General features: G+C 69.3%; 13 protein-coding genes. 9 read left to right on the plus strand and 4 right to left on the minus strand.

From position 1 onward, the window contains the following. The first annotated feature begins 34 nt into the window (after window positions 1-34). The 5 genes from OG241_RS35160 (at window position 35) to OG241_RS35180 (ending at window position 5,670) form a co-directional block, all read left to right on the plus strand. Complete coding sequence (locus OG241_RS35160) at window positions 35-1,150, plus strand: LacI family DNA-binding transcriptional regulator (RefSeq protein WP_405821163.1); 1,116 nt, start codon at window positions 35-37, stop codon at window positions 1,148-1,150. 91 nt (window positions 1,151-1,241) lie between these two features. Continuing rightward, window positions 1,242-2,612 (plus strand): endo-1,4-beta-xylanase, encoded by a 1,371-nt coding sequence (locus OG241_RS35165; RefSeq protein ID WP_405821165.1) that lies wholly within the window; start codon window positions 1,242-1,244, stop codon window positions 2,610-2,612. Between the two features lie 103 nt (window positions 2,613-2,715). Next, complete coding sequence (locus OG241_RS35170; protein WP_405821167.1) at window positions 2,716-3,801, plus strand: LCP family protein; 1,086 nt, start codon at window positions 2,716-2,718, stop codon at window positions 3,799-3,801. Between the two features lie 159 nt (window positions 3,802-3,960). Then, window positions 3,961-4,317: a YciI family protein gene (locus OG241_RS35175; protein ID WP_319092515.1), complete on the plus strand. Its 357-nt coding sequence runs from the start codon at window positions 3,961-3,963 to the stop codon at window positions 4,315-4,317. A 72-nt stretch (window positions 4,318-4,389) separates the two neighbouring features. Beyond that, the gene (locus tag OG241_RS35180) at window positions 4,390-5,670 is read left to right on the plus strand and encodes an RNA polymerase sigma factor (protein ID WP_405821170.1); all 1,281 of its coding nucleotides are present in this window, start codon (window positions 4,390-4,392) and stop codon (window positions 5,668-5,670) included. A gap of 81 nt (window positions 5,671-5,751) precedes the next feature. On the opposite strand, the gene OG241_RS35185 is transcribed toward OG241_RS35180, so the two are convergent. Further along, on the minus strand, window positions 5,752-6,936 hold the full coding sequence (locus OG241_RS35185; RefSeq protein ID WP_405821171.1) for a THUMP-like domain-containing protein: 1,185 nt from the start codon (window positions 6,934-6,936) through the stop codon (window positions 5,752-5,754). 90 nt (window positions 6,937-7,026) lie between these two features. Here OG241_RS35185 and OG241_RS35190 point away from each other — a divergent pair, with 90 nt between their 5' ends. From OG241_RS35190 to groL, 4 genes are all read left to right on the plus strand, one after another. Next, the gene (locus OG241_RS35190; RefSeq protein WP_405826588.1) at window positions 7,027-7,953 is read left to right on the plus strand and encodes a polysaccharide deacetylase family protein; all 927 of its coding nucleotides are present in this window, start codon (window positions 7,027-7,029) and stop codon (window positions 7,951-7,953) included. After that, window positions 7,950-8,756, plus strand: coding sequence for a polysaccharide deacetylase family protein (locus tag OG241_RS35195; RefSeq protein ID WP_405821173.1), 807 nt, complete (start codon window positions 7,950-7,952; stop codon window positions 8,754-8,756). The genes OG241_RS35190 and OG241_RS35195 overlap by 4 nt, the downstream gene beginning before the upstream one ends. 353 nt (window positions 8,757-9,109) lie before the next feature. Continuing rightward, a complete protein-coding gene (gene groES, locus OG241_RS35200; RefSeq protein ID WP_006377800.1) occupies window positions 9,110-9,418 on the plus strand; it encodes a co-chaperone GroES in 309 nt (102 codons plus the stop codon). Between the two features lie 130 nt (window positions 9,419-9,548). Further along, window positions 9,549-11,171 carry a chaperonin GroEL gene (gene groL / locus OG241_RS35205; protein ID WP_405821175.1) on the plus strand — a complete coding sequence of 541 codons (1,623 nt, stop codon included), beginning with the start codon at window positions 9,549-9,551 and terminating at the stop codon, window positions 11,169-11,171. 103 nt (window positions 11,172-11,274) lie between these two features. Here groL and OG241_RS35210 read toward each other — a convergent pair whose 3' ends face one another. The 3 genes from OG241_RS35210 to OG241_RS35220 all read right to left on the minus strand — a co-directional run bounded on the left by OG241_RS35210 (window position 11,275) and on the right by OG241_RS35220 (window position 13,633). Then, complete coding sequence (locus OG241_RS35210) at window positions 11,275-11,982, minus strand: ester cyclase (protein WP_405821177.1); 708 nt, start codon at window positions 11,980-11,982, stop codon at window positions 11,275-11,277. A 93-nt stretch (window positions 11,983-12,075) separates the two neighbouring features. Next, complete coding sequence (locus OG241_RS35215) at window positions 12,076-12,849, minus strand: SDR family NAD(P)-dependent oxidoreductase (protein ID WP_405821179.1); 774 nt, start codon at window positions 12,847-12,849, stop codon at window positions 12,076-12,078. A 121-nt stretch (window positions 12,850-12,970) separates the two neighbouring features. After that, entirely contained in the window at window positions 12,971-13,633 is a 663-nt protein-coding gene (locus OG241_RS35220; protein WP_405826590.1) for an MOSC domain-containing protein, read from the minus strand. Window positions 13,634-13,673 lie beyond the last annotated feature (40 nt).

Here is a 13,673-nt window from a genome sequence, read left to right on the forward strand (position 1 = left end):
CGTCAAGAGGTCGCGCAGGGATACGATCGCCGCCATGAGACCCTCGAAACCCGCTGAAACGCAGCCGACACCGCAGTCCACGCAGACCGCGACGCTCGCCGAGATCGCCCGCGAGGCAGGCGTCTCCGCTCCGACTGTTTCGAAGGTGCTCAACGGTCGTGCCGATGTCGCCCCCGCGACCCGGACCCGCGTCGAGGACCTGCTGCGGGCCTACGGCTACCGTCGCCGCCGCGCCGAGGCGACCCGCTCCCCGCTGATCGACCTGGTCTTCCACGAGTTCGAGAGCGCGTGGGCGATGGAGGTCATCCGGGGTGTGGAGAACGCGGCGCGGGAGGAGGGGCTGAGCGTCGTCCTCTCCGAGAGCGCGGGCCGCCTCACCCCGGGCCGCACCTGGGCCGACCAGGTCGCGGCGCGCCGCCCGCACGGCGTGATCCTCGTCCTCTCGGGCCTCGACGAGTCCCAGCGGGCGCTGCTGACCAGCCGTTCCATCCCGTTCGTGGTGATGGACCCGGCGGGCGACCCCGGCGACGACGTGCCCTCGGTCGGTGCGACCAACTGGCAGGGCGGCCTGGCTGCCACCCGCCACCTCGTCGAACTGGGCCACACCCGCATCGCGGCGATCAGCGGCCCCTCCCGGATGATGTGCAGCCGCGCCCGCGTCGACGGCTACCGCGCCGCGCTGGAGACGGCCGGCCTGCCGGTCGAGCCCGCCCTCATCAAGGTGGGCGACTTCCACCACGAGACGGGCTACCGCGCCGGCCTCGAACTCCTGCGCTCCCCGGACCGCCCGACCGCCGTCTTCGCCGGCAACGACCTCCAGGCCCTCGGCCTGTACGAGGCCGCCCGCGAACTCGGTCTGCGCATCCCCGAGGACCTCAGCGTCGTCGGCTTCGACGACCTGCCGATCGCCCGCTGGGTCGGCCCCCCACTGACGACCGTCCGCCAGCCCCTGATGGAAATGGCAGAAACGGCAGCCAAGCTGGTCCTGAACCTCGGCCGCGAGGACGGCACCTCAGGAGCAACAAGAGTCGAACTGGCAACAAGCCTGGTGGTACGCAACAGCACGGGTGCGCCGCCGGCGCCCCAAAGGGGCGCGGGGAACTGCGCGACCAGCCACGACGGACCCGCAGGTGAAGCACCGGTCTCCTAGTGGCACAACTGTATTGACGAGCGACGCAAGTCCCCCCACACTGCTCCGAAGTCAATCGGTTGAACAACCGAAACTTTCGGAGGCACCCGCAATGAGCCCCTCCAGAACAGCTGACAAAGCAGTCTTACGACCCCGCCTGCTGACCCTCCTCACCGGCGTCGCCACCACCGCCACGCTCCTCCTAGGCCTCGCCGGCACGGCAACCGCGGCAGATCCCCCACTGCGCGACCTCGCCACCACCAAGGGCAAAGTCATAGGCACAGCCGTCACCGGCTCCAAACTCACCGGCACATACGGCGACCTCGCCGGCGCCCAGTTCAACTCGCTCACCCCCGGCAACGCCATGAAGTGGGAGTCGGTGGAGCCCACCCGAGGCACCTACAACTGGACCGAGGCCGACCAGATCGTCGCCTTCGCCCAGGCCCACAACCAGCAGGTACGCGGCCACACCCTGGTCTGGCACAGCCAGAACCCCGGCTGGCTGGCGAACGGCACCTGGACGCCGGCCCAGCTCAGCACCGTCCTCCAGGACCACATCACCACCGAAGTCACCCGCTACAAGGGCAAGTTGGCGGCCTGGGACGTGGTGAACGAGCCCTTCAACGAGGACGGCACCTACCGCTCGACGCTCTGGTCGAACAACCTCGGCACCGACTACATCGCGCAGGCCCTGACCTGGGCGCGGGCGGCCGACCCGACGGCGAAGCTCTACATCAACGACTACAACGTCGAGGGCGTCAACGCGAAGAGCACGGCCCTCTACAACCTGGTCAAGTCCCTGAAGGAGCGCGGGATCCCGATCGACGGAGTGGGCCTGCAGGCTCATCTGATCCTCGGTCAGTACCCCTCGACCCTCCAGCAGAACATCCAGCGGTTCGCCGATCTGGGCGTCGACGTGGCGATCACAGAACTCGACATCCGTATGCAACTGCCTGCCACGGATGCCAGGTTGACCCAGCAGGCGGCCGACTACAAGGCCGTCATGGGCGCCTGTGTGGCCGTGACCAGGTGCGTCGGCGTGACCGTCTGGGGCTTCACCGACTCCGACTCGTGGATCCCGGACGTGTTCGACGGATACGGCGCGGCGACCCCGTACACCGAGAGCTTCGTGCCGAAACCGGCGTACTACGCCATCGCCCAGTCGTTCGGCGACACCCCGTCGACGGAGGGCTGCACGGCGACGTACAGCGTCCCGAGTCAGTGGAACACCGGGTTCACCGGACAGGTGACGATCGCCTGTTCCGCGGGCCGCTCGCTGTCGTCGTGGAAGGTGAGCTGGACGTACGGCGCGGGTCAGCAGATCACCCAGGCCTGGAACGCGACCTGCACCCAGGCGGGAGCGGCCGTGACCTGCGTGAACGCCTCGTACAACGGCACGGTGCCGAGCGGCGGCTCGGTGAGCTTCGGCTTCAACGGGACATGGAGCGGGAGCAACGCCGTACCGACGGTCACGCTGGGCTGAGGCCCTGGTCGAAGGGTGATCCCGGGCTGAGAAGTGTGAGATTTTCCGAAGAATGCCGGGCATGCGCCCCTGCTCGTAATAATTCGGACGTACGTTCCTCCCTGTGGCGGGAGACGAGGAACAGACGTCGGGCGACGACGGGGGCGCGGAAAGACAGGTGGGCCGGCAGACGGGCCGGCGGTCCTCGCGCTGGATGAAGGCCGTCGGCTTCACCCTGGCCGGCACCCTGGTGCTCGCCGCCGGGGTCGCGGGCTACGCCTACTGGCATCTGAACGACAACATCAAGAGCGTCGACATCGACAGCGCGCTCGGCGACGACCGCCCGGCGAAGACGCGGTCGCTGCCCTCGGCAGGAGCGTCCGCCTCGGCGACACCCCTGCCGAGCGAGGCGCTGAACATCCTGGTCCTGGGCTCGGACTCGCGCAGCGGCAAGCGGAACCAGGCACTCGGCGGCGGCAGCAGCGAGGGCGCGCGGTCCGACACCGCGATGGTCGTCCACCTGGACGCGGGCCGCACGAAGGCGACGATCGTGAGCATCCCGCGCGACACGCTGGTCACACGCCCGTCCTGCCCCCTGTCGGACGGGGGTTCGACGGCGGAGGCGTACCGCGTCATGTTCAACACGGCGTACTCGGTCGGCGGCCCGGTCTGCGCGGTCAAGACCGTGGAGGCGATGACGAACGTCCGCATGGACCACTATCTGGAGGTCGACTTCGCCGGCTTCGCGGACCTGGTGGACGCGCTCGGCGGCGTCACGGTGACGACGGACGAGGACATCCACGACGTCGACAGCCACCTCGACCTGGCGGCGGGCGAACACCACCTCGACGGCACCCGGGCCCTCGCACTGGCCCGCACCCGGCACGGCATAGGCGACGGCAGCGACCTGGGCCGAATAGGTCTCCAGCAGAAACTGGTCAAGGCCCTCCTCCAGCAGATCTCCTCGACGAACCTGCTGACCAGCCCGGCCAAGCTGTACAAGGTCGCCGACGTGGCCACGGCCAGTCTGACCACGGACACCGGCCTGAACTCGCTCAGCAAGCTGTCGAGCCTGGGCCAGAGCGTGCAGGGCCTGTCGGCGGACGAGCTGACGACGGTGACGATGCCGGTGGTGCCGGCGGCGTCCGACGCCAACCGGGTGGTCGCCCAGGAGCCGGAGGCGGCAGAACTGTGGGCGACCTTGCGCTGATCGCCTTGTAGCCTTGAGTGGAAGCCTCTGAGCTGCGAAAACGCCTTCGGGAAAAACTTCTCGAAGAAACTTCCGCAGCAGTGTCGATCCCGGCCCTCCCCGTTCGACGCACAGGTGAGAGCCCGGAAAGGAACCGGGCCCCGCCCAAGGAGGAACACGATGCCCCGCTACCTCTCCCTCGTGAAGATCGACGAAGCCACCGCCCCCGCCGAGGGCCCCAGCCCCGAGCTGATGCAGCGCATGGGCGAGCTGATCGAGGAGATCACCAAGGCCGGCGTGATGCTCGACACCGCCGGCCTCACCCCCACTGCACAGGGCACCCGTGTGCACTGGCAGGACGGCAAGCTCTCCGTCACCGACGGCCCCTTCACCGAGTCCAAGGAGATCGTCGGCGGCTACGCGATCATGCAGTGCAAGGACAAGGCCGAGGCCCTGGAGTGGACCAAGCGCTTCCTGAAGGTCCACGAGGAGCACTGGACGGTCACCTGCGAGGTGCGGGAGATCGCGGAGGGCTGAGCGGAGCCCCCCCCGGGGGCGCCCCGCCGGCTTCCTTGGCCGATCGCCGCCGACGGTGTCTGATGGTGGGCTGTGACCCAGCAGCCCACCTCCGACTCCGTGACCGAGCGATCCGTCGAGACGGTCTTCCGCCTCGAATCCCCCCGCATCATCGCGGCCGTCACCCGCACCGTCCGGGACATAGGCATCGCCGAGGAACTGGCCCAGGACGCCCTGGTCGCCGCTCTCGAACAGTGGCCCCGCGACGGCGTCCCCGACAACCCGGGCGCCTGGCTCATGGCCACCGCCAAGCACCGCGCGATCGACCTGGTCCGCCGCCGCGAGACGTACGCCCGCAAGCTGGCGGAGATCGGCCGGACCCTGGAGACGACCACCCCGCCGGTGGAGCCGTCCGCCCCCGACGACATCGACGACGACCTGCTGCGCCTCGTCTTCACCGCCTGTCACCCGGTGCTGTCCGCCGAGGCCCGTATCGCCCTCACCCTCCGCCTCCTCGGCGGCCTCACCACCCCCGAGATCGCCCGCGCCTTCCTGGTCCCCGAGGCGACGGTCGCCCAGCGCATCGTCCGCGCCAAACGAACGCTCGCGACGAAGAACGTCGCCTTCGAGGTCCCCTACGGCCCACAGCGCGAGGCCCGACTCGGCTCGGTCCTGGAGGTCATCTACCTGATCTTCAACGAGGGTTACGCGGCCACAGCCGGCGACGACTGGCTTCGCCCCGCCCTCTGTGAGGACGCTCTGCGGCTCGCCCGCGTGCTGTCGGCCCTGATGCCCAAGGAACCCGAAGTGCACGCGCTGACGGCCCTGTTGGAGCTACAGGCGTCCCGATCGGCGGCCCGCACGGGCCCGACCGGCGAGCCGGTGCTCCTCAAGGACCAGAACCGTTCCCGCTGGAACCGCATGCTGATCGCCCGAGGCTTCACGGCCCTGGCCCGAGCCGAAGCGGCCGGTGCCACGACCACGACATCAGGCCCGGGCCCGTACGTCCTCCAGGCCACCATCGCCGCCTGCCACGCCCACGCCGACTCCTACGAAGCCACGGACTGGCCCCGCATCGCCGCCCTGTACGCGGCCCTGGCCGTACGGTCCCCGTCCCCGGTGGTGGAGTTGAACCGAGCGGTGGCGGTCTCGATGGCCGAGGGCCCGGCCGCCGCCCTCCGGATCATCGACACCCTGACAACCGAACCGGCCCTGCGGGACTACCACTTGCTCCCCAGCGTCCGAGGCGACCTCCTCCTCCGCCTGGGCCGCACAGAGGAGGCAGCAGCAGAATTCCTAAGAGCGTCAGAACTAACCCAGAACGAACGAGAACGGCACTTGCTACAAACCCGAGCGCAAAAATGGACCCCGTAGGGGCGCCCCTGGGGGCGCGAGGAACTGCGCGACAAGCCCCCACCGGGCCGGCAGCCAAAAAGCCCGCTCAACCAGCGGAGCTCACCGCATGGGATGCCCCACCAGCATCGCCGGCGCCCCCGCCACCCGAGTAAGAAAAACCGTCGCGGAATTGGCCCCCCGAGGCTTCACCATCCTGCGGAGTTCCTCGGGCTCGACCGCCGACCCCCGCTTCTTCACGGTCAGCGACCCGACCTCCCGCTGCCGCAGCAGAGCCTTCAACTTCTTCACCCCGAAAGGCAGTTGATCGGTGATCTCATAGGCGGAGGCGTACGGAGTGTCCCGCAGCTCATCCGCCGTCACATAGGCGATCGTCTCGTCGACGAGCCCTCCGCCGACCTCCTCGGCCACCTCCGCCACCAGATGCGCCCGGATGACGGCACCGTCGGGCTCGTACAAGTACCGCCCCACCGGACGCACCTGAGGATCCGGCAGCCCCCGCCCGACCAGAACACGCGGCCCGGGCAGCAGAGTTGCCCGAACGACCCCGGGCTCGGTCCCGAACCACAGCACCGCTTCCTTCACATCCCCGCCGTCCGAGATCCACTCGGCCCCGGCGTCGGCGGGAACCGTCTCGTGCGGCACACCGGGAGCGATCTTCAGCGCGGCCAGCGGAGCCTTCCGCGCCGCCTCCACGGCCCACGAAAGCGGCGGCGAGTAGGCCTCGGGATCGAAGATCCGCCCGCGCCCCCCGCGCCGTGCGGGATCGACGAACACGGCGTCGTACGAGGCCGTGTCCACGTCAGTGACATCGGCCTCCCGCACCTCCACCAGATCCCCGATCCCCAGCGCCTCGACGTTCGCGCGCGCGACGGCGGCCGTGAGCGGATCCCGGTCCACGGCGAGGACACGGATGCCGGCCCGGGCGAGCGCGAGCGCGTCGCCGCCGATCCCGCAGCACAGGTCGGCGACGGAGGTCACGTCCAACTCCGCGAACCGCCCCGCTCGGTACGCGGCCACGCTCGCCCGAGTCGACTGCTCGACCCCGTTGGGCGTGAAGAACATCCGCCCGGCGTCCTCGGCGCCGAACTTCGCCACCGCCCGCTGCCGCAGGCGCTCCTGACCGAGCGCCGCCGAGACCAGTTCGGCGGGGTGCTCGCGGCGCAGCCGGGTGGCGACGGCCAGCTCACGGGCCGGCTCGGTACCGCGCACCTCGTCGAGGAGGGCGCGGCCCACCGGGGTGAGCAGGGCGGCGAAGGCGGAGAGGGGTGCGGCGAGGTCGTTCACCGGGTCATTGTGGGCCAGCCGGTGGACGACGTGCTTCCGGCGGCGGTGTCGGCCGCGTTCCCGGGTCCCGCGCTGGGAAGATCCGGCACCATGCGAACAGTAGGACAAAATTACAAAAAGCGGTCAGTGGCCCGTGCCGGGATCGTCGCGCTCGCCTTGGCCGCGCTCGCCTCGGGCTGCACGGAAGGAGCCGCCCCGCCGAAGAGCACCCACCCCGCCCCGGGCCAGGAACTGCGCCTCCACGCACCCCCGGCGCGCGCCCTCGACGCGTACGCCCAGAACCTGGGCCGCTCCGCCGCCACCCGGGTCGCCACGGCCAAGCGCTGGGGCCTGGCCGGGCCCCCGCTGACCGCACCCACGCCCCCCACCCACAAACCGAGACTCACCACCCGCAAGGGCTTCGAGGTGGACGACCACGAGAAACGCGGCCTGCCACCCGTCTTCACCACGATCCCCACCCGCGACAAGGTCGTCTTCCTCACCATCGACGACGGCGCCGAGAAGGACCCGGCGTTCCTGCGGATGATGAGCGAACTGAAGATCCCGTACACCGCCTTCCTCAGCGACTACCTGGTCAAGGAGGACTACGGCTACTTCAGGAAGATGCGCGACCGGGGTGTCGTACTCAACAACCACACCCTCCGCCACCGCTACCTGCCGGCCCTCTCCTACGAACAGCAGCGGACCGAGATCTGCGGCATGCAGGAAGTGATCACCAAGCGCTACGGCACCCGCCCCGCCCTCTTCCGCCCGCCGTACGGCAACTACGACCAGGACAGTCTGCGCGCGGCGAAGTCGTGCGGAGTGAAGTACGTCCCCCTGTGGAACGAGGAGGTCTTCGCCGACCACTGGGACTACCGGGAAGGCGACCGGGACCTCCACCCCGGGGACATCGTCCTCAGCCACTTCCGGGGCAGGGACGACGGGAAGGGCACGATGCCCGACATGGTCCGCCGCTTCATGAAACTCGTCACCGCCAAGGGATACGCGGTGGCCCGTCTTGAGGACTACCTGTGACCGTGCGCCCGCTGGCCGCCGCCGCACTCGCCGCCGCGCTCCTGGCGACAACGTCCACGGGTTGCGCCCAGTCCGTGGCCCCCATCGAACGCCTGGGCAGAAAAGCGGCCCAAGCGGCCCACCAGAGCCGCACACACTCCTCCCCGACCACCGACGCGCAGGCGTACCGCCGCTGGGGCCTGTCGTCCCCCGTGCGCCTGGCCCCGCCCCCGTCCACGCACCCACGCAGGATCCGCACAGCAGGCCCCGGCCTCCCCCCGGTCGTCGACCGCGTCCCGACCCACGACAAGGTCGTCTTCCTCACCTACGACGACGGCGCCGAACGCGACCCCCGCTTCGTCGACCTGGTCCGCGAACTGCGCCTCCCGGTCAGCATGTTCCTCACGTCGAGAGTCGTGGGCCCGGGCTACGCCCACTTCGCCCGCCTGCGCGAGGTCGGCGCGAGCATCCAGAACCACACCCTGGACCACCAGTCCCTACGGGGCCTGCCGTACGCCGGCCAGCGCGCCGAGATCTGCGGCCAGCAGGACAGCCTCCGCGCACGCTTCGGCCTCCGCCCCCGCCTCTTCCGCCCGCCCTACGGCACCTACGACACGACCACCCTGAGAGCGGCCTCGGACTGCGGGGCCTCGACGCTGGTGCTGTGGACCCCGGGGGAGCAGCCACTGGGACCGGGCACCATCGCCCTGGTAGGCCCCGACGACGACCTGAACGCCCCACCCCTGGTCGAACGGACCCTGCAGCTCCTCCGGGAGGTGCAGAGGAGAGGCCTGAGCGTGGGCCGCCTGGAGGACTACCTCTGACCCGAGCACTTTCCGAACGCCCGGCGACCCTTCAGCCCGTCCGGCGTTTGAGGACGAGCGCGTCCAGCGCGACCACGGGGGCCTGGGGGCAGAGCCCCCAGAAACCGGCGCTCACACCAACGACCAGCACCTCACCGGACCCCAGGATCACCGACCCCCCGCCCGCCAAACCGTCGGAGACATTGGCACTCCGCTTGACCGAGTGCTAATCGCAGTCATAGTCTCAGTTCTGGCACTCCCCCCTGGAGAGTGCCAACAGCGACGGGCAGGTCCGGCACCCGCGACGACGGATCCACCTGGTCGCCACCTCAGACAGTTAACCCCGTGAGATCTCCGAAGGGGGAGGTCGGATCGTGACGACCACCAGCTCCAAGGTTGCCATCAAGCCGCTCGAGGACCGCATTGTGGTCCAGCCGCTCGAAGCCGAGCAGACCACGGCCTCTGGCCTGGTCATCCCGGACACCGCCAAGGAGAAGCCCCAGGAGGGCGTCGTCCTGGCAGTTGGCCCGGGCCGCTTCGAGAACGGCGAGCGCCTGCCGCTCGACGTGAAGACCGGCGACATCGTGCTGTACAGCAAGTACGGCGGCACCGAAGTGAAGTACAACGGCGAGGAGTACCTCGTCCTCTCGGCTCGCGACGTGCTCGCGATCGTCGAGAAGTAATTCACCCGGATTAATCAGCATTACCAGCATTGCAGTGAACTGCGCCCCTGGCCCCCGCGACTCTCAACAAGCCGGGTGCTGGGGGCGCAGTTCGTTTCACCCACATTTCCGAGAGGGCTGAACCGCTCCCATGGCGAAGATCCTGAAGTTCGACGAGGACGCCCGTCGCGCCCTTGAGCGCGGCGTCAACAAGCTTGCCGACACGGTGAAGGTGACGATCGGCCCCAAGGGCCGCAACGTCGTCATCGACAAGAAGTTCGGCGCCCCCACCATCACCAACGACGGCGTCACCATCGCCCGCGAGGTCGAGCTCGACGACCCGTTCGAGAACCTCGGCGCCCAGCTGGTGAAGGAGGTGGCGACCAAGACCAACGACATCGCGGGTGACGGTACGACCACCGCCACCGTGCTGGCCCAGGCGCTCGTCCGCGAGGGCCTGAAGAACGTCGCCGCCGGCGCCTCCCCGGCCGCCCTGAAGAAGGGCATCGACGCGGCGGTCAAGGCTGTGTCCGAGGAACTCCTCGCGACCGCCCGCCCGATCGAGGAGAAGTCCGACATCGCCGCCGTGGCCGCGCTCTCCGCGCAGGACACGCAGGTCGGCGAGCTCATCGCCGAGGCGATGGACAAGGTCGGCAAGGACGGTGTCATCACCGTCGAGGAGTCCAACACCTTCGGCCTGGAGCTCGACTTCACCGAGGGCATGGCCTTCGACAAGGGCTACCTGTCCCCGTACATGGTGTCCGACCAGGAGCGTATGGAGGCCGTCCTCGACGACCCGTACATCCTGATCCACCAGGGCAAGATCGCCTCCATCCAGGACCTGCTGCCGCTGCTGGAGAAGGTCATCCAGACCAACTCCTCCAAGCCGCTGCTGATCATCGCCGAGGACGTCGAGGGCGAGGCCCTGTCGACCCTGGTCGTGAACAAGATCCGCGGCACCTTCAACGCGGTCGCGGTCAAGGCCCCCGGCTTCGGTGACCGTCGCAAGGCGATGCTCGGCGACATGGCCGCGCTCACCGGCGCCGAGGTCATCGCCGAGGAGGTCGGCCTCAAGCTCGACCAGGTCGGCCTCGACGTGCTGGGCACCGCCCGCCGCGTCACCATCTCGAAGGACGACACGGTCATCGTCGACGGTGGCGGCGACAAGGGTGCCGTGGCCGGCCGCGTGAACCAGATCAAGGCCGAGATCGAGAACACGGACTCCGACTGGGACCGCGAGAAGCTCCAGGAGCGCCTCGCGAAGCTGGCCGGCGGCGTGTGCGTGATCAAGGTCGGCGCCGCCACCGAGGTGGAGCTGAAGGAGAAGAAGCACCGTCTCGAGGACGCGATCTCCGCGACCCGCGCCGCGGTCGAGGAGGGCATCGTCTCCGGCGGTGGCTCCGCGCTCGTGCACGCCGTGAAGATCCTCGAGGGCAACCTCGGCAAGACCGGCGACGAGGCGACGGGTGTCGCGGTCGTCCGCAAGGCCGCCGTCGAGCCGCTGCGCTGGATCGCCGAGAACGCCGGCCTGGAGGGTTACGTCATCACCTCCAAGGTCGCCGAGCTCGACAAGGGTCAGGGCTTCAACGCCGCCACCGGCGAGTACGGCGACCTGGTCAAGTCCGGTGTCATCGACCCGGTCAAGGTCACCCGCTCCGCCCTGGAGAACGCGGCCTCGATCGCCTCCCTCCTCCTCACGACCGAGACCCTGGTCGTCGAGAAGAAGGAAGAGGAAGAGCCGGCCGCGGCCGGCGGTCACGGCCACGCCCACTGAGCCAACAGCTCACACGGCACGAAGAAACCCCCCGTTCCTGGCTGGAACGGGGGGTTTCTCCCTTCGCGGGCGGTCCGATGCTCTCTCCTCCTCCGGGGAGTGACTACTGCTCCAGGGAGTCGAGCGCTCCCAGTTGCCCCATCAGCCCCAGCCGGTCGTACTCCCACCAGCCCTCGACGATCTTCCCGTCAGCGTCGAACCGGTGGATGGTCGTACCCGTCATCGACGCCTGCCTGCCACTGCTGGGAATCCCGAGGAAGTCGCCGCGCTGGGTCCCGCTCCACGTCCAGCGGGTGCAGACCCGGTCGCCCTGGGCGATCTGGTCGTGAATGGTGAACGCGAAGTCGAAGCCCTCACGCCACATCTGCATCTCGCGCCGGGCCGCGTCCAGCCCGATGGCATCCTGCTCGTTGGACGGATCGTGGTCGTGGTAGCTCTCCACGAAAAGGTCGTTGAGCGGGGGCAGTTCACCGCGGGTGGCGACCACCTCGAAGAAGCGCCGCGAGGCGTCCGCGCACAACTGCTCGTCCCGCACCACGTCCAGATCCGTGAACGTCGGCATCTCGTCGCACAGGGCGACCATCTCCCGGAAGATCCGGTCCGTCTCCGGAAGGTTCGAGTTCCGCATCGCCTCCTCGTACGACGGGAACTCCACGATCTCGACGAAGTGCGACGAGTCCGAGAGATCCTTGCCGATCAGGGTGTGCGTCGCGCTCCGCTTGCCCTGGGTCTGCTCGACCCAGGTGTCCATCAACCGGTTCATCTCGTCGAACCGACTGGTCTTGCAGTCAATCAGCTGTACGAATGTCATGGCGCCGCCTCCGGCCCCCCTGGGTCCGGTACCTCTCTCCATACTCCCACCGGAGTCGCGGCACCACCTCCTTCACGCCGGCCCGTAAACGCGTCACTGAGGCCCGTACTTCCGCCCCGTCTTCGACGAGATCCCGCCGAGCAGTGCCCGCGGCGTCACCTTCACCACGCCCATCAGCGCCTTGTAGCGCGGGTCCGGGATCGACAGCGACTTGCCCCGGGCCAGATCGGCGAGCGCCGCCGCGACCAGCTTGTCCGCGTCCAGCCACATCCAGTTCGGGATGTTGTCCGTCCCCATCCCGGCCCGCTCATGGAACTCCGTACGCACGAAACCGGGAGCCAGCGCCATCAGCCGCACCCCGCTCCCCGCCAGATCCTTCGCCGCCCCCTGCGTGAACTGCACGACCCAGGCCTTCGATGCCCCGTACGTACCGCGCGGCACGAACGCGGCGACGGACGCCACATTGACGACACCCCCGCGTCCCCGCTCCCGCATGGCCTCGGCCGCGGCGCTGGTCAGCCGCAGCACCGCCTCGCAGTGCACCTTGAGCATCCGCAGCTCGTCCGCCATCGAGACGTCGAGATAGCGGCCCTTGTTACCGAAGCCGGCGTTGTTGACCAGCAGGTCGACGGGGTTCTTGCGGTCCCCGAGGCGTGCGGCCACCGCCTCGATGCCGACGTCCGTCGCGAGGTCGGCGCTCAGTACCTCCGCCTCGATGCCGTGCCGGTCGTGCAGTTCGGTCGCCTGCTCGCCGAGCCGTTTGGCATCGCGCGCCACCAGGACGAGGTTGTGGCCGTCGGCCGCCAGCCGCCGCGCGAACGCGGCGCCGATACCCGCGGTGGATCCCGTAATCAAAGCCGTTGTCATGGCGCAAGATTAGTGACCCCGGCTGTGCCCGTCCGCCGCCTGCACGCTCCCTCCCGATCGTGAAGTCCCCGCCCGGACGCCTCGGGTAATCCCTTGTCAGCGGCCGTGCCCCATCCGCGAGTCAGCCGTACTTCTTCACATACGCGTCAGCTGCTGCCGCCGCCTCCGAATGCAGCGCCGCACCGGCCGTGAGCAGCCGTGGCAGCAGAGTCCGCTCGGTCGTCAGGGCCCGGAAGTACAGGGCGACCGTCACCTCGTGATCCGGCCGGTGCACGATGTCGACCGGGTCGCCCGCCCGTATCTCGCCCGGCTCGATCACCCGCAGATAGGCGCCCGGCGCACCCCGCTCGGTGAACCGCCGCACCCACTTTTTCTCACCCAGATGGCCCTGGAACGTCGCACAGGGGATGCGGCCGCTGGTGACCTCGAGGACCAGCTCGGACCCGATCCGCCAGCGCTCGCCGATCAGCGCACCGGACACGTCCAGGCCTCGCGTGGTGAGGTTCTCGCCGAACATCCCGTCGCGCAGCGGGCGGCCCAGCTCGCGTTCCCATGCGTCGAGGTCCTCGCGCGCGACCGCGTACACCGCCTGTTCGTCGCCGCCGTGGTGCTGCTTCGAGCACACCGTGTCTCCGGCCAGACCGCTGCCGCCGATCCCCTTGGGCCCGGGCGCCGCCACCCGCACCGGCCCGTCAACCGGCCGTTTGTCGATACCGGTGCCCTGCGGATGGTCCGTGTACGGCACGGACTGCGCACGACCCACGTTCACGGACAACACCTTCATCACGACTCTCGCCCCCGTACTCGCCGCTTCACCCGTCGCA

The sequence above is a fragment of the Streptomyces sp. NBC_01390 genome, assembly GCF_045040105.1.
In the GTDB taxonomy this organism is placed as follows: Bacteria; Actinomycetota; Actinomycetes; order Streptomycetales; family Streptomycetaceae; genus Streptomyces.

Bases quoted from the DNA above. Each gene is read 5' to 3' on its own strand.
- OG241_RS35160 (WP_405821163.1), top strand. From the start codon at position 35: ATGAGACCCTCGAAACCCGCTGAAACGCAGCCGACACCGCAGTCCACG.
- OG241_RS35220 (WP_405826590.1), bottom strand. From the start codon at position 13,633: ATGAAGGTGTTGTCCGTGAACGTGGGTCGTGCGCAGTCCGTGCCGTAC.
- groL (WP_405821175.1), top strand. From the start codon at position 9,549: ATGGCGAAGATCCTGAAGTTCGACGAGGACGCCCGTCGCGCCCTTGAG.
- OG241_RS35190 (WP_405826588.1), top strand. From the start codon at position 7,027: ATGCGAACAGTAGGACAAAATTACAAAAAGCGGTCAGTGGCCCGTGCC.
- OG241_RS35175 (WP_319092515.1), top strand. From the start codon at position 3,961: ATGCCCCGCTACCTCTCCCTCGTGAAGATCGACGAAGCCACCGCCCCC.
- OG241_RS35215 (WP_405821179.1), bottom strand. From the start codon at position 12,849: ATGACAACGGCTTTGATTACGGGATCCACCGCGGGTATCGGCGCCGCG.
- OG241_RS35210 (WP_405821177.1), bottom strand. From the start codon at position 11,982: ATGACATTCGTACAGCTGATTGACTGCAAGACCAGTCGGTTCGACGAG.
- OG241_RS35165 (WP_405821165.1), top strand. From the start codon at position 1,242: ATGAGCCCCTCCAGAACAGCTGACAAAGCAGTCTTACGACCCCGCCTG.